Source organism: Buchnera aphidicola str. Ak (Acyrthosiphon kondoi) (assembly GCF_000225445.1).
Classification (GTDB): Bacteria; Pseudomonadota; Gammaproteobacteria; order Enterobacterales; family Enterobacteriaceae; genus Buchnera; species Buchnera aphidicola_A.
Genome location: NC_017256.1, coordinates 599,085 through 620,860, shown reverse-complemented (window position 1 = coordinate 620,860; position 21,776 = coordinate 599,085). Strand labels below are relative to the sequence as shown.

The following is a 21,776-nucleotide window of genomic DNA, read 5'->3' as shown; positions in this document are numbered from 1 at the left end:
TAGTCAAATAGGGGTATGTGTAAAAAATATATACTCCTATTTTTTTTCAACAAGGTTGATATATATCAAAACGATGATTTTTTGTAGTAATGATAAAATTCACCTTCTCTTCAGATAAAGGTTTTGCATAACAAGGACGTTTTACAATAATTCTATTTTTTGCTAATTTTCTAGAAATATTCAATAATCTTTCAGAATCATAATTCTGTCCTATCAATTTCCTAAAAAGTTGCATATCTTTTTTAGGTAAAGATTTTTTATTATGAAAAGGATACATAGGATCTAAATAAATTACATCTGGTTTTAAAATCGACATTTTTAATATATCAAAACTATCATTTATTATTAAATGTAATCTTTTTTTTAACCAATAACCTATTTTTTTATCTTCATATCCTCTTTGTAAACCATCTTTTAATAAAGCTGCAGCTATTGGATGACGTTCTATCATTGTCACTTTGCATCCTAAAAAAGAAAAAATAAAAGCATCATTACCTAAACCTGCTGTTGCATCTATTATATGAGGAAAATAAGAATTTTTTATTCCGATAACTCTAGATAAAACTTCATTTTTTTTTCTAAAATGAAAACAACGATAGTTATTTTTCTTAGAAACAAAATCAACTTTTATAGATTTTTGCTTTAGATTTTCACGATTATATAACTCTAATGAATCTTTATTTATTAACAAACCTATAGAACAATTTTCATCATGTTTCAATTCAAGCGAATCAATTAATTCATATATTCTTTTATTATAAAATTTAAATTCTAAGTATATTTTCATACATCCCATCTTTTTTTATTTTTTAAAATTAATAATTGACTTTTAAAAAAAATTAATTAGAATATAAATTAATAATTTTTTTTGTATATTTTAAATTTTAAAAGAAATATCTAAAAAAATATATATAAAAATAATTCATAAAAAAGGACAAAAATATTATGTCATCCAATATTTTATTCAATGTGGATATAGTAAAAACAAAACATCCAAACAAATTAGATCTTTATGAAGACACTATTAAACAAATGTTTAAAGCGAAAAAAAATACAAGTGAGTTTCAAAAAAATAATACTAATAATAAAAAAATAAACTCTAATGAACTATTTTTTTTTCAAGATAAAAAAAATTTTACAAATTTAGAAGAATCATATAAAAATTCTTTAATTCTATTAGATATGATACAAAAAAAAATAGATAAAGCGATGCTTCAAAAATATAATATAGAAACAAATAATGAAGAAGCAATTAGAAGTAATCATCACGAAGCCACTCAAAATATACTGATGAAAAAAAAATTCCTGAACAATCTCACCTAAATTTCCTCGATGATAAAACAACATTTTCCAATAAAAAATATTTAGATTTTAATATTTTTAAAATAGCTGAAGATATTCTTGATACAATAACCAACACAGTTACAACAACTTATGAGACTGTTAAAACAGAAACTATTAATATATTTAATGGAACTACATTTAAGAGAATATTTTTCTCATCAAATGATGATGATGTAAAATCCGATTCCAGTACTTCATCCATTACTACTTTATCTGAATATATTGAACAACTTAAAAGAACTATTGAATCTTCTAAGGTTTATATTAGAGCTATCATTGAAAAAATTAGATATCAAGGAAAAATTAAAATTATTAGCAAATTAAATGGTAATCCACTTCATCCTGAATATCAAAGTTCTTTCCCTGATCTTCTAGCTATAACACCTAAAATTCATAATGAAGATGACTTTTATCCATTTAAAAAATTCGATGAAAATTTTGATTTAGAAGGAAGAAAAAGTATATTGAAAATGGATAGCAATTTCAGAAAAAGAATGAATAAAAATATTCAAGAATCTTATTCTAATGATTTTAAAAGTGATGGTACATGGACAGTTGCAGATCAATTAAATTCATTTCATAATATTCGATCTACCATTGAACAATTTGAAAAAAACTACCAATCTTTAAAATCATCTAATAATTTAGATAAAACTTTTATGGCTGATTTTAATCCATTTCTTTTTATTATAAATAATAATTTAATTACTATTAATGATCGAAATAAAATGTTAGAAGAGTTCAAGAAAATAATACCAAATATTGAATCTCAAAAATTAATTTCAACATATGCAAATCAAAAATTTTTACAGCAATCTTATCTTCAATTAGTTTCTGAACATCCAGAAATCAATCAATATAATATGAAACATTCACGAAATATTTATAAAATAGATTTTCTAGATGATGGTTCTATTAAATTAATTGCTACTAATTTATCTGATTTAGATATAAATAATAATAATTATATTCAAAAATATAAATCTTTTGGAATACGTGCAACTATAATTCTTCCTCCAGATAATTTGCCAATAATGAAATACTCATATTTTTTAAAATAAAAATTGTATATTTATATATATGAATATTTGATTTTTAGTAAAATAGTAGGGTATTGTCTACCCTACTATTTTAACAAATACGTTTTTATTTTATAGAAAAATGATTAAGCTTTCTTAATAATGCCGAATGAACTTCTTCAGGAAGATAGGGTTTTACATCACCTTTATATTTTGCTATTTCTTTAACAAAAGATGAGGATATAAAAGAAACTTCTTTAGAAGAAAGTAAAAATATACTATCTAAATCTGGATAAATTTGTTTATTTATAGCCGCTAATTTTATTTCATAATCAAAATCAAATATTGTTCGAACTCCTCTAATTAAAATATTAGCTTTTTCTTTTTTTGCTAAATTAGCAAGTAAATCATCAAATCCAAGTATTTTTTTTACATTTTTTAGATGAAGTGTGACCTTTCTAGTCAATTCTATTCGTTCTTTTAAATTAAAAATGGGTTTTTTTTTAAAATTATTGGAAATAGCAATAGTTATATTATCAAATATTTTTGTTGCACGTGTTATAATATCTAAATGTCCGTATGTAATTGGATCAAATGTACCTGGATATATTGCATTTTTATTCATATTTTTTATTTTTGTATTCTATTGGTAAGTAATTTTTCTAAACCTTAATAAATTTTTAAAGAAAATTAAAATGAAAAAAAAAAATTGGAAACCTAGTATTTCTATTAAAAATCTAATCAAGAGATCAAAAATTATCTCTAATATTCGTTTGTTTTTTTCACAAAAAAATATTCTTGAAGTAGAAACACCGATTTTGTCACGTTCAACAGTTACTGATGTAAATTTAGTATCATTTGAAACTAATTATTTTTCATTAAATTATATTGATAAGTTAAAATTATGGTTAATTACTAGTCCAGAATACCATATGAAACGTTTATTAGCATCTAAAAGTGGACCTATATATCAAATTTGTCATAGTTTTAGAAATAATGAATTAGGTCGATATCATAACCCAGAATTTACTATGTTAGAATGGTATCAACCATTTTATTCAATGAAAGAATTTATAAAAGAAATAGATGAATTTCTTAAAATTATATTAAGATGTAACAAATCAGATAAAATTTCTTATCAAGATTTATTTATAGAATTTTTTAATATCGATCCTCTTTCTACTAATTTATTAGAATTACATCAATTATCTAAAAAATTAAAATTAGAACATTTGACTCATCTTGAAAATAATTTAAGCAAATTCATACAATTATTATTCACATTAAAAATAGAGCCTAATCTAGCAAAAGAAAAACCTTTATTTGTTTATCATTTCCCTGCAGAACAGGCTTCTCTTGCTGCTATTAATTCAAAAGATCCTCGTATATCAGAAAGATTTGAAATTTTTTTCAAAGGAGTAGAAATAGGGAATGGTTTTTATGAACTTACAGATGCAAATGAACAAAAAAAACGTTTTATCAAAGATAATAAAGAACGTTGTTCTATCAATCTTCCTGAGCGAAAAATAGATAGTTTTTTTTTAGATGCTTTATCTTATGGTTTACCTCCTTGTTCTGGAGTAGCTATTGGTTTAGATCGATTGATTATGTTGATTTTAAATAAAAAAAATATCAATGAAGTTATTTCTTTTCCATTAGATCGTTGTTAAAACTAACAGAAAAAATATTTTACCAATAATTTTCCATTGTAATATTTCCTTTTTTTCGACGTAAATGTTTTTCCATTTTTCTATTGTTTTTTAAAAATAAAAATGTATCTTTTACCATAGAAGGATTTCCGCACAACATAACATGTGAGGTTTCAGGATTTATTGACAGACCAATATTTTTTTCTAATATTTCACTTTTTAATAAAGAAGGTATTCTACCAAATAAAGAGTTTTTATTTTTTTCTCTACTAGTAATTGTTTGAATTTTTAGTTTTCCATTATATTTTTGATCTAATTCTTTCATGAGAGGCAGATAAGTTAATTCATTTTGATATCGCACTGCATGCGTTAAAACGATATGATTAAATCGATCCATATTTTTACCTTCTTTTAAAATTGAAAAATAAGGACCTATACCAGTACCTGTTGCAAACATCCACAATATTTCGCAATCTGGTATTTCATCTATAATAAAAAAACCAAATGATTTTTTTTTGATAAAAACTTTATCACCAGTGTTGAGATTATATAATAGATTACTAAGTTGTCCATTAAGCACACGAACAATGTAAATTTCCAATATTTTTTCATTAGGAGCATTTACATATGAATATGCTCTTTGGATTTTATTTTTATTTAAAGTATGATTATTATATAAAGCTAATTTAGTAAATTGTCCTGCATAGAAAGGTTCTATAGGAGCATTTAAAATAAGACTGAATAAATTTTTAGTCCATCTCTTTACTGTTAAAACATCTGCGTTAATCCATGGATTCATTATTTATTCTCAATAATATATTAGTTAAATCATTGTACTTATTTTTATAAGTACAATGATTTTTTATTTTTTTAGTTTTATTTTTTATCAATTTTTTTAGTATCATTAGGAATATTAATCAATATTTTTTTAGGTTTTTCTTCTTCTGGAATATTACATTCAAAATTCAATTTTAATAAACCTAAAGATAACTCTGCTGTTTTTACTTTGATTTTGTGTTCTAAATTAAAATTTAAAGAAAAATTATTAAACATTATCCCTTTATGTAACCATTTATAATTTTCTTCATTATTAACTTTTTGTTTATCTTCTTTTTTTCCTTGAATAGACAATTGGTTGTTATGTACAGATATATCTAGTTCTTTTTCTTTATATCCGGGAATACTAAGTGTTAATTGATATTCAATATCGTTTATTTGACATAGATTATATTTTGGTGTGTCAGATATCGGTTTCTCTCCTGTTAAAGTACTAAACATTTTATCAATTTGATTAAATCTATTTGAAAAAATATCATGATCATTAAAATTTGGTATAAATGAAAGAGAACGATAAGACATAGACAGTTCCTCTTTAATATTTTTTTGTTATAGAATATTTATATTTTAAATATTGACTTATAAAAAATCAAAAAACGTTTTATTTCATAGTAGGGTCTTATTTCTTTTTTTCAATAGTAATTTTAAATTAATTTAGATTTATTTTTTATAATATCAAAAAATATTCATCCATTTTATAAAAAAATAATAATGGACAAATATTTTAAATAAAACTATAAAATAAAACGGCTAAGATCTTCATTAGATATTAATTGATCTAAATGTTCTCCCACATAACTTGAATTAATTTCAATCGTATTGCCTTTATTGTCGCTAGCATTAAATGATATATCTTCCATTAACTTTTCTAATATAGTATGCAATCGACGAGCTCCAATATTTTCCATAGATTCATTGACTTTCCAAGCTGCTTCTGCAATATTACGTATTCCTTCTTTCGTAAAATTAATACAAACACCTTCTGTTTCCATCAGCGCTTTATATTGGGTCGTAATAGATGCTGTAGGTTCAGTTAAAATTTTTTCAAAATCATCAATTGTAAGTGCTTGTAATTCAACTTTAATTGGAAGACGTCCTTGTAATTCAGGAATTAAATCAGATGGTGTAGATGTTTGAAATGCTCCAGATGCAATAAATAAAATATGATCCGTTTTAACCATGCCATATTTAGTAGAGACAGTACATCCCTCAACTAAAGGAAGCAAATCTCTTTGTACTCCCTCTCGAGAGATATCTGGACCAGAAGAATCACCTCGTTTACATATTTTATCAATCTCATCAATAAAAACTATGCCATGTTGTTCAACTGCATTAATTGCTTCTTTTTTAATTTCTTCTTGATTAATTAATTTAGCTGCTTCTTCTTCTTTTAATAGTATGATGGCATCTTTAATTTTAAGACGTCTGCTATTTTTTTTATGTCCCCCTAAATTTTGGAATAAAGATTGTAATTGACTAGTTAACTCTTCCATTCCTGGAGGTGCCATTATTTCGACCCCCATAGTAGTTGCTAATACATTTATTTCTATTTCTTTTTCATCTAACACACCTTCGCGTAGTTTTTTTCGAAATATCTGAATTGTTTTTAAAAGACTTTCATTTTTTTCATTTTCTGTCCAATTTTTTTTAGGTCTAGGAACAAGAACATCTAATATTTTCTCCTCTACTATTTCTTCTACTCGAATTTTATTTGTTTCAATTTTTTTAATTCGAATCATTTTTATCGCAGCATCAGTTAAGTCGCGAATAATTGAATCCACCTCTTTTCCAACATACCCTACTTCAGTAAATTTAGTTGCTTCTACTTTAATAAAAGGAGAATTTGCTAATTTAGCTAAACGTCTTGCAATTTCTGTTTTACCTACGCCTGTAGGACCAATCATTAAAATGTTTTTAGGTGTGATTTCATGACGAAGCTCACTATTTAACTGCATACGGCGCCAACGATTTCTTAATGCAATAGAGACAGCTCTTTTTGCTTTTTCTTGACCAATAATAAATTTATCAAGTTCAGAAACAATTTGAGGAGGAGTCATTTCAGACATAGAGAATAGTCCTTATTTTTCTGAAAATAGTTCTTTTATAGTGAAGGTATGATTTGTATATATGCAAATATTAGCAGCGATATTTAATGATTTTTTTACAATTTCATTTGCGTCTAAATTAGTATTATCTATTAATGCTCGAGCAGAAGATTGAGCATAAGAACCTCCTGATCCTATTGCTATTAAATCATCTTCAGGTTGTATTACATCTCCGTTTCCTGTAATTATTAATGAAGTTTCTTTATCAGCAACTGCTAATAGAGCTTCAAGTTTTCGTAGCATTCTATCAGATCGCCAATCTTTTGCTAATTCAATAGCTGCACGTTGTAATTGACCCTGATACATAGATAATTTTTTTTCAAACATTTCAAATAAAGTAAATGCATCTGCAGTTCCTCCTGCAAAACCAGCAATTACTTTTTCATGATACAAAGATCTAATTTTTTTTACATTACTTTTCATAATTGTATTGCCTAAAGTTGCTTGTCCATCACCTCCAATTACTACTTTATTTTTTAACCTTACGCTTAATATTGTGGTCACAAGAAAAACCTCTTCAAAATAATATTTTTGTTTCTTATATAATTTTCTATTAATATAAAATATTTTATATAAGATGTAATTAGCTATTTTTTTTAAAATAACGTATGATTTTCTGGTTATATTATTTTTTTAAAATATTTTTTTAAATAATTTGTTCAATTATATAAAAGACTAATAATTAAATTTTATTAATTTTAAAAAATATAGATTTTATAAATTTTTTAGTTTGTGAATATATTTCCATTTCTGTTTTACTTTAGGAAGTAATTCATTATTTTTTTTATTTCTTACAATTTTTTTATGTTTTATTTGAGGAAATTTTTTCAAATTTATATCTAAAAAAATAAAAAAAATAAATGATACAGATATTAAAATTAAATATATATAAATGAATTTAATTTTTTAGTATTAATATATTAATAATTGTCTAATAAATATAGATATTTAAAATGAATTTAGGAATGTTCTATATGAAAAAAAAAATCCATCCTTGTTATTCTAAGATAACAGCTACTTGTTCTTGTGGAAACATAATTGAAGTTTTTTCTACTATTAATCATAATCTGAATTTAGATATATGTGCAAAATGTCATCCATTCTATACAGGAAAACAAAGGGTTATTGATACTGGAGGTCGTGTTGAAAGATTTAAAAAACGCTTTAAATTTACTAAGAAAGAGTTAAACTAATACTTAAAAAATTTAAGCATCTTAAATTAAATGTTTAGATGCTTAATAATAAAGATAACACCTTTAAATATGTTTATTTTTTGAAATCAAAACGAATTATTAAAATAATTTTTAAGAGCTAAATAAATAGAATTAGCAATTTTATTTTGGTGATCAGCAGTTCTTAACTTTTTTTCTTCTAGAAAATTTGTAATAAAGCCGGTTTCTATTAATATAGAAGGTGTGTTAATAGAACTTAATATACCTAAACTACCATAATTTGGATATATTTTGTTTAATTTTATATTTTTCTTAAGTTGTTTTAATATTTCTTTAGATAAATCTAATGCTATTTTTTGACAATTATTAAATTGCAAATCTAGAATAGTTTTTTTTAAAAAAAAATCGTATTTATTTTCGTTAAATATATATTCGATATTTTTAGATAAAAACATCGTCGATTTTTTTTTTAAGTAATTATTAATTTCACGATTTATTCTAGTCCTTGAGACCATCCAAATAGATGCTCCTGATACATATTGTTTTTTAGAAGAATCAGCGTGAATAGATATCAATAAATTTACGTGATGTTTTTTGAGAAATTGTTTTCTTTTTTTTAATGACAGAAAAGAATCATTATTACGAGTTAGAATTGTATAAAATATACTATCATTGTTTAGTAATTTTTTTAATCGAAGCGCTATTTCAATGTTTATCTTTTTTTCTTGTGTTCCCTTAACATTAACTGCTCCGGGATCGTGTCCGCCATGTCCTGCATCTATGACTATTATGATTTTTTTTGATAAAATTATATTGTTATTTTTGTATTTTTTAGATGGTTGTTTTGCAGTATAAAAATTTATTTTTTTTTTTGAATAATTGTTTTTAAAAAAATATTATTTTTATTATTGGCTTCAGTTTGAAATGCAAATAAAAATATAAAAAATATTATCCATTTATAAGAATAAAAAATCATAAATTTTCCTAAATTTTTTATGTCTAATCTACAAGAAAAATATTTTTTAAATTTTAAAGTGTATATTTTTATTACAGTAACTATTTAATTATTATTTTTAATAGAAATTTAAGCGGGAAACGAGACTCGAACTCGTGACCCCAACCTTGGCAAGGTTGTGCTCTACCAACTGAGCTATTCCCGCAATAATAAACACGTATAAAATTTAATATCTTTTAAATATAAGTATATTTTATATATATAAAATATATTTTTCAAGCTTTCTTTGCTAAAAAATTATTTTTATTGTAATTTCAAAAAATTTTTTTTATAAAAATCTAATTCTATAACAGATTCATGAATATCTTCTAATGCTCTATGATTACTATTTTTTTTAAATTTATCACATATTTTTGGATTCCAACGATAAGCTAATTCTTTAAGAGTACTAACATCTATATATCGATAATGAAAATAATTTTCCAATTTTGGCATATATCGAAATAAAAATCTTCGATCTTGTGCAATACTATTTCCACAAATTGGAGACGATTGAATAGGGACCCATTTTTTTAAAAAAAGTATAGTTTCAAATTCTGCTCTTTTTTCATTATATATACTTTTTTCAACGCGTTTTATTAATCCATTTTTTGTGTGAACTTTTTTATTCCACTGATCCATTAGTAGAATCTGTTCTTTTTTTTGATGTATAGGAATAACTGGACCTTCTGAAATAATATTTAAATTAGTATCTGTAATTAATGTAGCAATTTCAATAATACGATGTATTTTAGGATTAAGTCCAGTCATTTCTAAATCTATCCAGATTAAATTTTTTTTATTAATTTGCATATTTTTTTATGATTATGAAATATATTATATTTAACATTAGATTTAATTTCAGGCAAGAATAATAGAAATATTTAATTTTTATATTATATGTGCTAATTATATTATATATAAAATTTTTTTGATTAGAAATATATTATTTTGAATAATATAAAATATTTTTATATAAAAAAATTAAATAATTTATTATACATTTTGAGAGAGATCCATTCTTTTATGAAAAATATCAATTTCAATAATACTCAATCTTATTATGATTTAAAAAATCATTTTAAAAAAATAAAAAATATTCACTTAAGTGATCTTTTTTCATCTGATTTAAATCGATTTAAAAAATTTTCAATTTTATTTAAAAATGAAATGTTAATTGATTTTTCAAAAAATCGCATTAGTGATGAAACTTTAATGTATTTATTAAATTTAGCTAAAGAAACTGATGTAAAATCTGGAATAAAATTAATGTTTTCTGGTGCTAAGATTAATAAAACAGAGGATCGTTCTGTATTACACATAGCATTACGTAATAGAGCTAATCGTCCTATTATTGTAAATAATTGTAATATTATGTTAGAAATTAATGCTGTACTTAAAAAAATGAAAGATTTTTCAAAAATGGTTATTAATGGACAGTGGAAAGGTTATACCGGAAAATCAATTTCTGATATTGTAAATATTGGTATCGGTGGATCTGATTTAGGACCATATATGGTAAGTGAAGCATTACGTCCTTATAAAAATCATTTAAACGTGCACTATGTATCAAATATAGATGGCACTCATTTATCTGAAGTTTTAAAAAAAATTAATCCTGAAAAGACTATTTTTTTAATTGCATCAAAAACATTTACAACAGATGAAACTATAACTAATGCATATAGTGCAAAAAAATGGTTTTTACGTTATTCAAAAAGTAAAAATACTTTAGATAAGCATTTTTTTGCTTTATCAGCTAACATAAAAAATGTTTTACATTTTGGAATCAACATTAATAATATTTTTAAATTTTGGGATTGGGTAGGCGGACGTTTTTCATTATGGTCTTCAGCTGGATTGTCTATAATATTATCTATAGGATTTGATAATTTTGAAAAGTTTTTAGACGGTGCTCATGCTATGGACAATCACTTTTACAGTGCCAGTTATCATGAAAATATTCCGGTATTGTTGGCTTTAATTAGTATTTGGTATACTAATTTTTTTAATTCTGAAACAGAAGCAATATTACCGTATGATCAATATATGCATCGTTTTGCTGCATATTTTCAACAATCTAATATGGAATCTAATGGTAAATCAATTAATAGAAATGGAGAAAGAATAGACTATCAAACTGGTCCTATTATTTGGGGTGAACCGGGCACTAATGGTCAACATGCATTTTATCAACTAATACATCAAGGAACTAAATTAATTCCTTGTGATTTTATTGCTTCAGTTTTTTCTCATAATGATTTAGATAATCATCATATAAAATTAGTATCTAATTTTTTTGCTCAAACACGAGCACTAGCTTTTGGTAATTCTAAAGAGTCTGTTTTAAACGAATTAATGCTTTCTGAAAAAAATCATAATAATATAAATAAAATTTTACCTTTCAAAATATGTGAAGGTAATCAACCTAGTAATTCAATTTTAATCCGAAAAATTACTCCTTATAATTTAGGAGCGTTAATTGCTTTATATGAACATAAAATTTTTGTTCAAGGTTATATATTAAATATTTTTAGTTTTGATCAATGGGGTGTGGAAATAGGAAAAGAATTATCTCAAAATATTTATGATTATTTAACTAATAATAATATCAAAGATAAGTGTTATGATTCTTCAACTAAAGGTCTTATAAATTTTTATAAATCTTTTATGATATAAAAATGTTATTCTTAAAAAGAATGTTAAAATTAAATAGTAGATTTAGTAGATTAAAATTTTTTTTAAATACTATATGTATACATCAGACAAATATTTATCTTTTAAAAAACTTAATTAATAATTCAATTATTAATTCTTTACTTTAAAATTATTTTAAAAATTTTAGTTTTTAAGAATACGAGTGGTTATTATGTTGATATTAATTAAATTAAAAATACAAAATTTTGGTCGATTTTTAAGTAATATGATAATGCCTAATATAAGTATTTTTATTGCATGGGGAATAATGACTGCTTTATTCATGCCCTTAGGATGGCAACCTAATAAGAATTTAGAACAACTAATATCTCCTATAATTTTCTATCTTTTACCTATTTTAATTGGATATACTGGAGGTAGTTTAATTTCCGGTTCTAGAGGAGGTTTAGTTGGCAGTATAACTACTATAGGAGTTATTACCAGTACTAATATACCAATGTTATTAGGTGGAATGATTGTAGGACCCTTAGGTGGTTGGGTAATAAAATATTTTGATAAAAAAATAGAAAATAAGATAAAAAATGGCTTTGAAATGTTAGTTAATAATTTTTCTCTTGCTATATTTGGAATATTATTAGCAATAATTTCATTTTTTACAATAGGTCCATTTATTGAATGGATTTCTCTTATTTTAGGAGAATTAATTAAAATTATTGTATCTTATAATTTATTGCCTCTTACCGCTATTGTTATAGAACCGGCTAAGATATTTTTTTTAAATAATGTTATAAATCATGGCATTTTTTCTCCTTTAGGTATTCAAGATGCATTAGATAAACACAGCTCTATATTTTTTTTGATCGAATCTAATCCAGGTCCAGGATTGGGTGTCTTAATGGCATGGTTTTTTTTTGGAAAAGGTGAATTATCTAGATCTTCTGGAGGAGCAGCATTAATTGAATTTTTAGGAGGAGTACATGAAATTTATTTTCCTTATGTTTTAATTAAACCAAAATTAATCATTTCTCTTATTTTAGGTGGTATGAGCGGTATTTTTATGCTCGTTTTATTACATGGCGGTTTAATTTCAGCAGCGTCACCAGGTTCTATTTTATCTATTTTAGCCTTGACACCTAAACATCTTTACTTTGCTAATATTACTTCTATTTTTTGTTCTTTTATAATTTCTTTTATTAGTTCTATTATACTATTAAAATTTAATTTTTATACTTTTAATCAAGATAGTAGAAAAAATATCAATAAACATAAAAATCATTTAAATATAGAAATATTACAAGATAATTTTGATACTATTAAATTTAGTGAAATTAAAACTATTATCGTTGCTTGTGATGCGGGAATGGGATCTAGTGCTATGGGTGCAAGCATTCTTCGTAAAAAAATAAAAAGTGCCAATTTAAACCATATTTCTATTTTAAATATGGCAATCAATGTATTACCTAAAAATGCAGATTTAGTAATTACACATAAAAATTTAACTCATAGGGCTCAAGAATACGCACCAGATGCTCAGCATATATCTTTAAAAAACTTTCTTAACAATAATTTTTATGATAATTTAGTAAAACAATTAATAAAAAGTACACGTGATTTAAAAAATAATCCTAGTAATTCTTTAAAAATAAATAATATAAAAACATCACATAATTTATTTCAGTTAAGTGAACATGATATTATTCTTAACCAGTATGCAAATAATAAAGAAGAAGCGATCAATATTGTCGGGAAGCACTTAGTAAAGCAAGGTTATGTCAAATCTGATTATATTAATTCCATGTTAGAAAGAGAAAAAATAGCTTCTACTTGGTTAGGAGAATCAATAGCTTTACCACATGGAACTATCGAGGCAAAAGATTCTATATTAAGAACTGGGATAATTTTTTGTCAATTTCCACAAGGTGTTCTTTTTGGAGAAGATATCGATGATATTGCTTATCTTGTAATTGGTATTGCTGCCAAGAATAACGAGCATATCATGGTAGTAAGTAGCATTACTAATGCATTAGATAATAAAGATACAATTAAAATATTATCTAATACTACTAGCACAAAAGAGGCCTTGTCACTTTTGACTATTGAAAAAATTTAATGTGCTGCTATTAATTTTAATATAAAATTTTACTGGACTTAATTATGAAAGCACTGCATTTTGGAGCCGGAAATATTGGGCGTGGTTTTATTGGTAAAACGTTATCAGAATCTGGTTTTAATGTTATTTTTTCTGATGTTAATCAAGATATAGTAGATGCTATTAATTGTAAAAAAAAATATTCAGTAAAAATAGTTGGTGCTAATCAAGATAAGATTGTTGATGTTAAAAAAGTAAGTGCTGTAAATTCTAATGATCCAAACATTATAAAAATAGTTGCTTCAGTTAATCTAATTACTACTGCAGTAGGCCCTCGGGCATTAGATAAAATTGCTTCAATTATTATGTATGGAATAATCTTAAAAATTCAAAATCAATCTATACAACCACTTAATATTATTGCTTGTGAAAATAAAATTAGAGCAAGTTCTTTTCTAAAACAAGAAATTCTCAAGAAAATACCTATGAAATATCAAGAATATCTAAAAAAATATATTGGTTTTGTAGATTGTAGTATTGATACAATCATACCCTTTTTTAAAAACAATAATGATTTATCTTTAATTGCCGAAGAATTTAAAGAATGGATTGTTAATATCACTCAATTTAAAGGAACAATACCAAAAATAATTGATATGAAGTTAAGTGATAATTTAATTGCTTTTATAGAGCGTAAATTATTTACATTAAATACCGGACATGCTGTAGCAGCTTACCTGGGTTTGATAAAAAAATATAAAACTATGAAGGAAGCTATTTCAGATAAAAAAATACGCAGTATTGTAAGATTTGCTATGGAGGAAAGCGGATCAGTATTAATCAAACGTTATAAATTTAATAAAAATGATCATTTATCTTATATTAAAAAAATTTTCTTGCGTCTTGAAAATCCTTTTTTATCAGATAACCTTACACGTATAGCAAGAAATCCATTACAAAAATTAGGAAGAGAAGAACGTTTAATAAAACCTTTGTTAGGAGCTATTAAATATCAACTACCTTATTCTAATTTAGTAAAAGGTATTGCAGCAGCATTTTATTATCAGAATTCAAAAGATGCAGAATCAATACGAATTGCATCTTTAATAAAAAAACAAGGTTTAAAAAATACTTTAATTCAAATTTCTAATTTACCTGTCAATAGTAAAGAAGTAGATGCTATTATTTTAGAATACAATTCAATTTTGAAAACAATTCAATAAATTAAGATTAATTAAAAAAATTTAGAGAACAAGGTAATGCCTATTCGTATATTACCATCTGATTTATCAAGTCAAATTTCTGCTGGAGAAATCATTGAATGTCCAGCGTCAGTTATTAAAGAAATTATCGAGAACAGCATAGATGCTGGTTCAAAAAATATTGATATTTTAGTAGAAAAAAACGGTTTTCAATCCATCATCTTAAAAGATGACGGTTGCGGTATTCATAAAAACGATTTATTACTTGCGGCTTCTCATCATGCTACTAGTAAAATCAATTCATTATCAGATTTAGATACACTGACTACTTTTGGGTTTCGAGGAGAAGCGTTAGCTAGCATCAGAGCTGTTTCAAGATTAACTTTAATTTCTTGTACTGAATTTGATGAAGTGGCTTGGAAAATATACTTAGAAGGATTTATTAGTAATAGTGTTGATTTACAACCTACAGGACATCCTCAAGGCACTACTATTATAGTAGAAAATTTATTTTATAACATGCCAGTACGTCTAAAATTTTTAAAAAATAAAAAATTAGAATTTTCAAGGATTTGTCAAGTAATAAAAAAAATAGCTTTATCTTATTTCTATATAAATTTTTCTCTTAAACATAATAAAAAATTAATTATAAAATACAATGCTATAAATAACAAAAAAAATAAAATTAACAGATTAAAAGATATATTGAACATAGTTGATAAAAATCAGTTTATAGAAATAAAAGAAAAAAGATATAATATGCTTTTATTTGGATGGATATCTAATCCTTACGATTTTAAAGTATTAAAAAATATTCAATATTGCTATGTTAATAAGCGATATGTTTATAATAATATTTTTATTAATGCTGTTCATTCTGCTTATCATAAAGTAATAGGAAAAACAAACATATCATTTGTTTTGTATTTAAAAATCGCATCTCATAATATTGATGTTAATATCCATCCTACTAAAAATGAAATTAGATTTCATAGACCTAATATAATTTATACATTTATTTATGAAACTGTTTTGTATAATTTAGAAAAAATTAAAAAAATTTTTTTATTAAATAATTCTTTATACAAAAAAAATAACGTATATGAAAAAAAAGAATCTAATTTAACTTCCTTAAATTTTATTTTTTTAAGATTAGTCTCTTTACTGTCTTTTAAAAAAAAAAATATTACTAAAAATATAATTATAAAAAAAAAATACAATAATCTTCTTTCTGATACTTATTTAGAAAAATATAAATGTTCTATTGGAAAATTATTAATAATTGTACGTAAATATTATGGTTTAATTTATTATCGTAATAATTTTTCATTAATTTCATTGCCTTTAGCTAACGCAATAGTCAGAAAAAAAATATTACAAAACAATATTGAAGAAAAAATTATACCTGAATGTTCTTTAAGTAATATTAAAGTTAATCTTACGTCTGAAGAATATATAATTTTATTTAATAATAAAGAAATTTTATTAAAAATTGGATTTAATTTAATTTTTAAAAAAAACTATGTTATTTTATCTTCTGTTCCTAATTTTTTAAAAAAACGAAACCTTGATCTAATAATATCAAATTTTTTCGCTTTTTTATTTCTTAAACAACAAGTCTTAATTTCGGAAATAGTAAATTGGTTTTATATAAATATTTTTGTAGAATCAAAAAACTGGACTCTTGTTAATGGAATTAAAGTACTTTTAGAAATAGAACATTATTGTCCTTTATTACTAATAAATCCTCCACAAAAATTATTACAAAAAATAAATATTAATGCAGCCTTATGTATTTTAAAAATATGATTTTTTATAAAAAAAAACCTGTTGTTATTTTTTTAATGGGACCTACGGCATGTGGTAAGAGTAAGCTTGCTATATGTCTTAGAAGATACTTGCCAATAGAATTAATTAGTGTAGATTCTGCGTTAATTTATCGTGGAATGGATATTGGAACAGACAAGCCGAGTGCTTCTGATCTATCTAGTCATCCTCATCGTTTATTAAATATCAAAGATCCTATTGAAAATTATTCAGCTGGAGAATTTCAAAAAGATGTTTTGAAAGAAATCAATGATATCATTAAATTAGAGAAAATACCTTGTCTCGTTGGTGGAACAATGTTTTATTATAATATATTACTAAATGGATTATCTATTTTGCCATCATCTAATATTAAAGTTCGTGAATATTTACTAGACAAAAAAAATGAAAAAAATTTCTTACATAAAAAATTAGAATTGATAGATCCTGTTTCAGCTGCTCGAATTCATAAAAATGATTTTCAAAGATTACTCAGAGCTTTAGAAGTGTTTTATCTTTCTGGAAAAAGTGTAACAGAACTAAAAAAAAATAATTACTATAAATTACCATATAATATTTTTCAATTCGCTATTATACCCCCGAATAAAGAATGGTTAAATAATAGAATTGAATTACGTATAAAAAAAATGTTGATTTTAGGTTTTCAAAAAGAAGTAGAACATCTTTTTTTAAGAGGAGATTTACATGTAAATTTGCCATCTATTCGATGTATAGGATATCGTCAAATGTGGGAGTATCTTGAATACAAAAACAGTTATAAAGAAATGTTAAATAAGATGATATATGCTACGAGAAAACTTGCTAAACATCAATTAACATGGTTGAAAAAATGGGAAAATCTTAATAAAATATTATATAATTCGATTCCTAATGTTTTAGTTAAAAAAATATTAGATGTGCTTCAAAAAACTAAATTATCTGAATAATTTTATTTATTTTATAAAAATTGGATTTTTTATTTTTAAAAATAGAAGATGTGTTATTTTAATAATATCTTTTTTATATCTTATTATCAAAAAGAATACAATTGCTTAAATTATTTTTAAAATTTATTTTGGCAAAAAACTAAAAAATGAGGTATAAGATGGTTTGGAACAAACCAAATGATAATAAATCTGAATTTGATCCATGGGGGAATAAGAACAGAAATAATAAAAACTGTTCAAATAATAAACATGAAAAAAAAAATACTGTATTAGATATAAAAAATTTTTTATATAGTCTTAGAAACATTATTATTAAAAGAAATAATTCTTCAGGTTCATCAAAAAAAATAATTCATCCTTTTTTAATAATGATATTTATAAGTTTTTTTATTTGGTGTATTAGTGGTTTTTATACCATTAAAGAAGCTGAACGCGGAGTAGTTACTAGTTTTGGTAAATTTAGTCATTTAGTTCAGCCAGGATTAAACTGGAAACCTATTTTTTTTAATCAAGTTAAAGCTGTAAATGTTGAAACTGTCCGTGAATTAGCAACTTCAGGTATCATGTTAACTTCAGATGAAAATTTAGTGCGCGTAGAGATGAATGTACAATATAAAATAACTGAACCTACTGATTATCTTTTTTCTGTCTGTTATCCAGATGATAGTTTGCGTCAAGCAACAGACAGTGCATTAAGAGGTGTTATTGGACGTTCAACTATGGATCGAATACTAACAGAGGGGCGTACTTTAGTCAAAAGTGACACTCAAAAAGAAATCGAAGAAATAATTAAACCATATAAAATGGGAATTACAATATTAGATGTTAATTTTCAAACAGCTAGACCTCCTGAAGAAGTTAAAGCCGCTTTTGATGATGCAATTGCAGCACGTGAAAATCGTGAACAGTATGTACGTGAAGCGGAAGCTTATTCTAATGAAGTACAGCCCAGAGCTAATGGTCGAGCACAAAGAATTTTAGAAGAAGCTCGAGCATATTCTTCACGTATGATTCTAAATGCTCAAGGAGAAGTTACCCGTTTTTCTAAAATTTTACCTGAGTATAGAACAGCTAAAAATATTACTTTAAAACGTCTTTATATAGAATCTATGGAAAGATTATTAAGTAAAAATAAAAAAATATTTATTAACAAGAAAAGTAATACTATGTTTTTTTTATCATTGGATAATTTTTTTTCTCATGCAAAACTGCTTAATAAAAACATTAAAAATAACATTGAGTTTAATAAAAATAGTTCTTTTTTTGACAAGAAACAAAAAAATGTTAATTTTCTTTCTTCATTGCCTTCTAATGATATTTTAGAACAACGTCATATTGATTCTATTCGAAGTGAATTTAAAAATATAGAGAGAGAATGAATATGAACAAAATTTTTATTTTTATGTCAAGTATCTTTTTTCTTTTTTTATCTTCTTCTTTTTTTATCGTCAAAGAAGGAGAATGTGGTATTGTTTTGCAATTTGGTAAAGTCTTACGTAATAACGAACAAAAAATAGTAGTATATAATCCTGGATTACATTTTAAATTACCGTTTTTAGAAACTGTTAAAATGTTAGACAGAAGAATTCATACTATGGATAATCAAGCAGATCGTTTTGTTACGAAAGAAAAAAAAGATCTTATTATTGACTCTTATATAAAATGGCGCATCAATGATTTTAGTCGTTATTATCTTGCTACTGGAGGAGGAGATGTTTTTCAAGCTGAAGTATTATTAAAGAGAAAATTTAATGATCGATTACGTTCTGAAATAGGTTGTCTTGATGTTAAAGAAATTATCACTGATTCAAGAGGAAAATTAACAACTGATGTTTTGCATTCATTAAATAAAGGAACTGTTAATCTTGAAAAAAACTCTCTTGAAAAAAACTCTCTTGAAAAAAACTCTCTTGAAAAAAACTCTCTTGAAAAAAACTCTCTTGAAAAAAACTCTCTTGAAAAAAAATCTCTTGAAAAAAACTCTCTTGAAAAAAACTCTCTTGAAAAAAACTCTCTTGAAAAAAAATCTCTTGAAAAAAACTCTCTAACGATGAATATTAATAGCATGAATGCATTAGGAATTCAAGTAGTAGACGTTCGTATTAAGCAAATTAATCTGCCTATTGAGATTTCTGAAGCTATATATAATCGAATGAGAGCCGAAAGAGAAGCAGTAGCTAGAAGTCAACGTTCTCAAGGACAAGAACAAGCTGAAAAATTACGTGCAACTGCAGATTATAAAGTATCTATAATACTAGCAGAAGCACAAAAAAAAGCTTTAATCATTAAAAGTCAAGGAGAAGCTGAAGTTACAAAATTATTTGCAGAAAATTTTAGCAAAGAACCTGATTTTTATTTTTTTATTCGCAGTTTACGTGCATATGAAAACAGTTTTAAAAATAATGGAAATATTATATTAATCGACTCAGATAATGATTTTTTTCAATATATGAATAAAATGATTGATATCGAAAGCCGATAATTGTCAATATAACCGTTCAAAATATTTAACAAAATAGGTATTATATAGAAATGAATAAAAATATCGTAATATTAGGAACGCAATGGGGTGATGAAGGAAAAGGAAAAATAGTAGATTGTTTAACTTCAAATAGTGCCTATGTTGTAAGATATCAAGGAGGACATAACGCAGGTCACACCTTAGTTATCAATGGAAAAAAAATTATCTTGCATTTAATTCCATCGGGATTATTACATGATAATGTAATTGGAATTATTGCCAATGGTGTAGTAGTGTCTCCTTTAGAATTGATAAAAGAAATAAAAATGTTAGAAACCAATAATGTTTTTATTGATAAACGTTTATTTATTTCTAGTGCTTCTCCTTTAATTTTACAATATCATATCGAAATGGATATAGCACGTGAAAAAAAACTAGGCATTAGTGCATTAGGTACAACAGGAAGAGGTATTGGACCAGCTTATGAAGATAAAATTGCACGAAGAGCTTTACGTATTGGAGATTTAAAAAATGAAAAAACTTTATCAACGCGTTTGGAAAAAATAGTCAGTTATTATAATCACCAATTAGTATCTTTTTATAAACATAAACCTGTTGATTATAAAATTATTTTAAGAGATTTGTTGCCAACAATAGATTTAATTTATGATATGATACAGGATACTACTAGTATTTTACATAACGCTATCCAAGACAGGAAAAAAATAGTTTTTGAAGGAGCACAAGGTAGTTTTTTAGATATTGATCATGGCACATATCCTTATGTAACTTCTTCTAATAGTACGATCGGCGGTGTTATTACAGGTACAGGAGTGGGTCCTAAACATTTACATTATATACTGGGCGTAACAAAAGCATATTCTACGAGAGTTGGTCATGGACCTTTTCCTACTGAATTATTTGATGATGTAGATAAACATTTTTCACAAAAAGGTTGCGAATTTGGTTCAACAACCGGCCGTAAAAGACGTACTGGTTGGTTAGATGCAGTATCTTTATGTCGATCAGTACATATCAATTCTTTATCTGGTCTGTGTATAACAAAATTAGATGTTTTAGATGGATTGAATGAAATAAAAATCTGCACTGCTTATAAAAATATTAATACTTCAGAAATTGTATCATTTCCTAATATAGATGAGTGGGAAAATATAATACCAGTATATGAAACCTATTCTGGATGGACCAAAAAAACATTAGGTATCAGAAAACTAAAAGATCTGCCTTATGAGGCGCGTAATTATATAAATCGTATAGAAGAAATAACACAAACTCCTGTTGACGTTATTTCTACGGGTCCTGATCGTTCCGATATTATTTTAATTAGAGATGTCTTTTTTTGTTAAAAAATAAATTTTTTTATCATGAAGAACTAAATAATAATTAAATATTAATTTCCGCTTCAGTTACAGTCTTAATAAATTAAACAGATTAAAATTTATTAATATATAATTATATTATAAAATAATATA

At 24.6% G+C, this 21,776-nt stretch carries 20 protein-coding genes and 1 tRNA gene; 12 read left to right on the top strand and 9 right to left on the bottom strand.

The window, feature by feature from the left end; genetic code table 11:
• Positions 1-46: 46 nt before the first annotated feature.
• Positions 47-787, bottom strand: a complete 741-nt coding sequence (locus BAKON_RS02980; RefSeq protein ID WP_014499713.1) for a class I SAM-dependent methyltransferase — start codon at positions 785-787, stop codon at positions 47-49.
• A gap of 158 nt (positions 788-945) precedes the next feature.
• Between BAKON_RS02980 and BAKON_RS02975 the strand changes: the two genes are divergently transcribed.
• Both BAKON_RS02975 and BAKON_RS03325 read left to right on the top strand, forming a co-directional pair.
• Positions 946-1,323, top strand: coding sequence for a hypothetical protein (locus BAKON_RS02975; protein ID WP_014499712.1), 378 nt, complete (start codon positions 946-948; stop codon positions 1,321-1,323).
• A complete protein-coding gene (locus BAKON_RS03325) occupies positions 1,302-2,405 on the top strand; it encodes a hypothetical protein (RefSeq protein WP_014499711.1) in 1,104 nt (367 codons plus the stop codon). The genes BAKON_RS02975 and BAKON_RS03325 overlap by 22 nt, the downstream gene beginning before the upstream one ends.
• Positions 2,406-2,490: 85 nt before the next feature.
• Here the strand turns inward: BAKON_RS03325 and coaD are convergent, their stop codons facing one another.
• A complete protein-coding gene (gene coaD / locus BAKON_RS02965) occupies positions 2,491-2,988 on the bottom strand; it encodes a pantetheine-phosphate adenylyltransferase (protein ID WP_014499710.1) in 498 nt (165 codons plus the stop codon).
• 70 nt (positions 2,989-3,058) lie between these two features.
• On the opposite strand from coaD, the gene epmA reads away from it, so the two are divergent.
• The gene (gene epmA, locus BAKON_RS02960; RefSeq protein ID WP_014499709.1) at positions 3,059-4,033 is read left to right on the top strand and encodes an elongation factor P--(R)-beta-lysine ligase; all 975 of its coding nucleotides are present in this window, start codon (positions 3,059-3,061) and stop codon (positions 4,031-4,033) included.
• Between the two features lie 19 nt (positions 4,034-4,052).
• Here epmA and BAKON_RS02955 read toward each other — a convergent pair whose 3' ends face one another.
• The 4 genes from BAKON_RS02955 to hslV form a co-directional block, all read right to left on the bottom strand.
• Positions 4,053-4,811 carry a ferredoxin--NADP(+) reductase gene (locus BAKON_RS02955; protein WP_014499708.1) on the bottom strand — a complete coding sequence of 253 codons (759 nt, stop codon included), beginning with the start codon at positions 4,809-4,811 and terminating at the stop codon, positions 4,053-4,055.
• Positions 4,812-4,888: 77 nt separating this feature from the next.
• Complete coding sequence (locus BAKON_RS02950) at positions 4,889-5,371, bottom strand: Hsp20 family protein (RefSeq protein ID WP_014499707.1); 483 nt, start codon at positions 5,369-5,371, stop codon at positions 4,889-4,891.
• A gap of 212 nt (positions 5,372-5,583) precedes the next feature.
• Positions 5,584-6,915: an HslU--HslV peptidase ATPase subunit gene (hslU, locus tag BAKON_RS02945; RefSeq protein ID WP_014499706.1), complete on the bottom strand. Its 1,332-nt coding sequence runs from the start codon at positions 6,913-6,915 to the stop codon at positions 5,584-5,586.
• A 12-nt stretch (positions 6,916-6,927) separates the two neighbouring features.
• The gene (gene hslV, locus BAKON_RS02940; RefSeq protein WP_014499705.1) at positions 6,928-7,458 is read right to left on the bottom strand and encodes an ATP-dependent protease subunit HslV; all 531 of its coding nucleotides are present in this window, start codon (positions 7,456-7,458) and stop codon (positions 6,928-6,930) included.
• 470 nt (positions 7,459-7,928) lie between these two features.
• On the opposite strand from hslV, the gene rpmE reads away from it, so the two are divergent.
• On the top strand, positions 7,929-8,147 hold the full coding sequence (rpmE, locus tag BAKON_RS02935) for a 50S ribosomal protein L31 (RefSeq protein WP_014499704.1): 219 nt from the start codon (positions 7,929-7,931) through the stop codon (positions 8,145-8,147).
• 86 nt (positions 8,148-8,233) lie between these two features.
• On the opposite strand, the gene BAKON_RS02930 is transcribed toward rpmE, so the two are convergent.
• The 3 genes from BAKON_RS02930 to orn form a co-directional block, all read right to left on the bottom strand.
• A complete protein-coding gene (locus tag BAKON_RS02930; protein WP_226989534.1) occupies positions 8,234-8,908 on the bottom strand; it encodes an N-acetylmuramoyl-L-alanine amidase in 675 nt (224 codons plus the stop codon).
• A gap of 305 nt (positions 8,909-9,213) precedes the next feature.
• Positions 9,214-9,286, bottom strand: a tRNA-Gly gene (locus tag BAKON_RS02925).
• A 98-nt stretch (positions 9,287-9,384) separates the two neighbouring features.
• On the bottom strand, positions 9,385-9,933 hold the full coding sequence (gene orn / locus BAKON_RS02920) for an oligoribonuclease (RefSeq protein WP_014499702.1): 549 nt from the start codon (positions 9,931-9,933) through the stop codon (positions 9,385-9,387).
• A gap of 213 nt (positions 9,934-10,146) precedes the next feature.
• Between orn and pgi the strand changes: the two genes are divergently transcribed.
• The 8 genes from pgi to BAKON_RS02880 all read left to right on the top strand — a co-directional run bounded on the left by pgi (position 10,147) and on the right by BAKON_RS02880 (position 21,650).
• Positions 10,147-11,799, top strand: a complete 1,653-nt coding sequence (gene pgi / locus BAKON_RS02915) for a glucose-6-phosphate isomerase (RefSeq protein WP_014499701.1) — start codon at positions 10,147-10,149, stop codon at positions 11,797-11,799.
• Positions 11,800-11,989: 190 nt separating this feature from the next.
• The gene (locus tag BAKON_RS02910) at positions 11,990-13,888 is read left to right on the top strand and encodes a PTS mannitol transporter subunit IICBA (protein ID WP_014499700.1); all 1,899 of its coding nucleotides are present in this window, start codon (positions 11,990-11,992) and stop codon (positions 13,886-13,888) included.
• A gap of 44 nt (positions 13,889-13,932) precedes the next feature.
• Positions 13,933-15,090 carry a mannitol-1-phosphate 5-dehydrogenase gene (locus tag BAKON_RS02905; protein WP_014499699.1) on the top strand — a complete coding sequence of 386 codons (1,158 nt, stop codon included), beginning with the start codon at positions 13,933-13,935 and terminating at the stop codon, positions 15,088-15,090.
• Positions 15,091-15,126: 36 nt separating this feature from the next.
• A complete protein-coding gene (mutL, locus tag BAKON_RS02900; RefSeq protein ID WP_014499698.1) occupies positions 15,127-16,878 on the top strand; it encodes a DNA mismatch repair endonuclease MutL in 1,752 nt (583 codons plus the stop codon).
• A gap of 35 nt (positions 16,879-16,913) precedes the next feature.
• Entirely contained in the window at positions 16,914-17,822 is a 909-nt protein-coding gene (gene miaA, locus BAKON_RS02895; protein WP_044005669.1) for a tRNA (adenosine(37)-N6)-dimethylallyltransferase MiaA, read from the top strand.
• A 158-nt stretch (positions 17,823-17,980) separates the two neighbouring features.
• The gene (hflK, locus tag BAKON_RS02890) at positions 17,981-19,201 is read left to right on the top strand and encodes an FtsH protease activity modulator HflK (protein WP_014499696.1); all 1,221 of its coding nucleotides are present in this window, start codon (positions 17,981-17,983) and stop codon (positions 19,199-19,201) included.
• 2 nt (positions 19,202-19,203) lie between these two features.
• Positions 19,204-20,304 carry a protease modulator HflC gene (gene hflC / locus BAKON_RS02885; protein WP_014499695.1) on the top strand — a complete coding sequence of 367 codons (1,101 nt, stop codon included), beginning with the start codon at positions 19,204-19,206 and terminating at the stop codon, positions 20,302-20,304.
• 50 nt (positions 20,305-20,354) lie between these two features.
• Positions 20,355-21,650, top strand: a complete 1,296-nt coding sequence (locus BAKON_RS02880; RefSeq protein WP_014499694.1) for an adenylosuccinate synthase — start codon at positions 20,355-20,357, stop codon at positions 21,648-21,650.
• Positions 21,651-21,776 lie beyond the last annotated feature (126 nt).

Excerpts from the sequence above, each read along its gene's own strand:
- BAKON_RS02980 (WP_014499713.1), bottom strand. The coding sequence starts at position 787 with ATGAAAATATACTTAGAATTTAAATTTTATAATAAAAGAATATATGAA.
- BAKON_RS02975 (WP_014499712.1), top strand. The coding sequence starts at position 946 with ATGTCATCCAATATTTTATTCAATGTGGATATAGTAAAAACAAAACAT.
- coaD (WP_014499710.1), bottom strand. The coding sequence starts at position 2,988 with ATGAATAAAAATGCAATATATCCAGGTACATTTGATCCAATTACATAC.
- epmA (WP_014499709.1), top strand. The coding sequence starts at position 3,059 with ATGAAAAAAAAAAATTGGAAACCTAGTATTTCTATTAAAAATCTAATC.
- BAKON_RS02955 (WP_014499708.1), bottom strand. The coding sequence starts at position 4,811 with ATGAATCCATGGATTAACGCAGATGTTTTAACAGTAAAGAGATGGACT.
- BAKON_RS02950 (WP_014499707.1), bottom strand. The coding sequence starts at position 5,371 with ATGTCTTATCGTTCTCTTTCATTTATACCAAATTTTAATGATCATGAT.
- hslU (WP_014499706.1), bottom strand. The coding sequence starts at position 6,915 with ATGTCTGAAATGACTCCTCCTCAAATTGTTTCTGAACTTGATAAATTT.
- rpmE (WP_014499704.1), top strand. The coding sequence starts at position 7,929 with ATGAAAAAAAAAATCCATCCTTGTTATTCTAAGATAACAGCTACTTGT.
- orn (WP_014499702.1), bottom strand. The coding sequence starts at position 9,933 with ATGCAAATTAATAAAAAAAATTTAATCTGGATAGATTTAGAAATGACT.
- pgi (WP_014499701.1), top strand. The coding sequence starts at position 10,147 with ATGAAAAATATCAATTTCAATAATACTCAATCTTATTATGATTTAAAA.
- BAKON_RS02910 (WP_014499700.1), top strand. The coding sequence starts at position 11,990 with ATGTTGATATTAATTAAATTAAAAATACAAAATTTTGGTCGATTTTTA.
- BAKON_RS02905 (WP_014499699.1), top strand. The coding sequence starts at position 13,933 with ATGAAAGCACTGCATTTTGGAGCCGGAAATATTGGGCGTGGTTTTATT.
- mutL (WP_014499698.1), top strand. The coding sequence starts at position 15,127 with ATGCCTATTCGTATATTACCATCTGATTTATCAAGTCAAATTTCTGCT.
- miaA (WP_044005669.1), top strand. The coding sequence starts at position 16,914 with ATGGGACCTACGGCATGTGGTAAGAGTAAGCTTGCTATATGTCTTAGA.
- hflK (WP_014499696.1), top strand. The coding sequence starts at position 17,981 with ATGGTTTGGAACAAACCAAATGATAATAAATCTGAATTTGATCCATGG.
- hflC (WP_014499695.1), top strand. The coding sequence starts at position 19,204 with ATGAACAAAATTTTTATTTTTATGTCAAGTATCTTTTTTCTTTTTTTA.
- BAKON_RS02880 (WP_014499694.1), top strand. The coding sequence starts at position 20,355 with ATGAATAAAAATATCGTAATATTAGGAACGCAATGGGGTGATGAAGGA.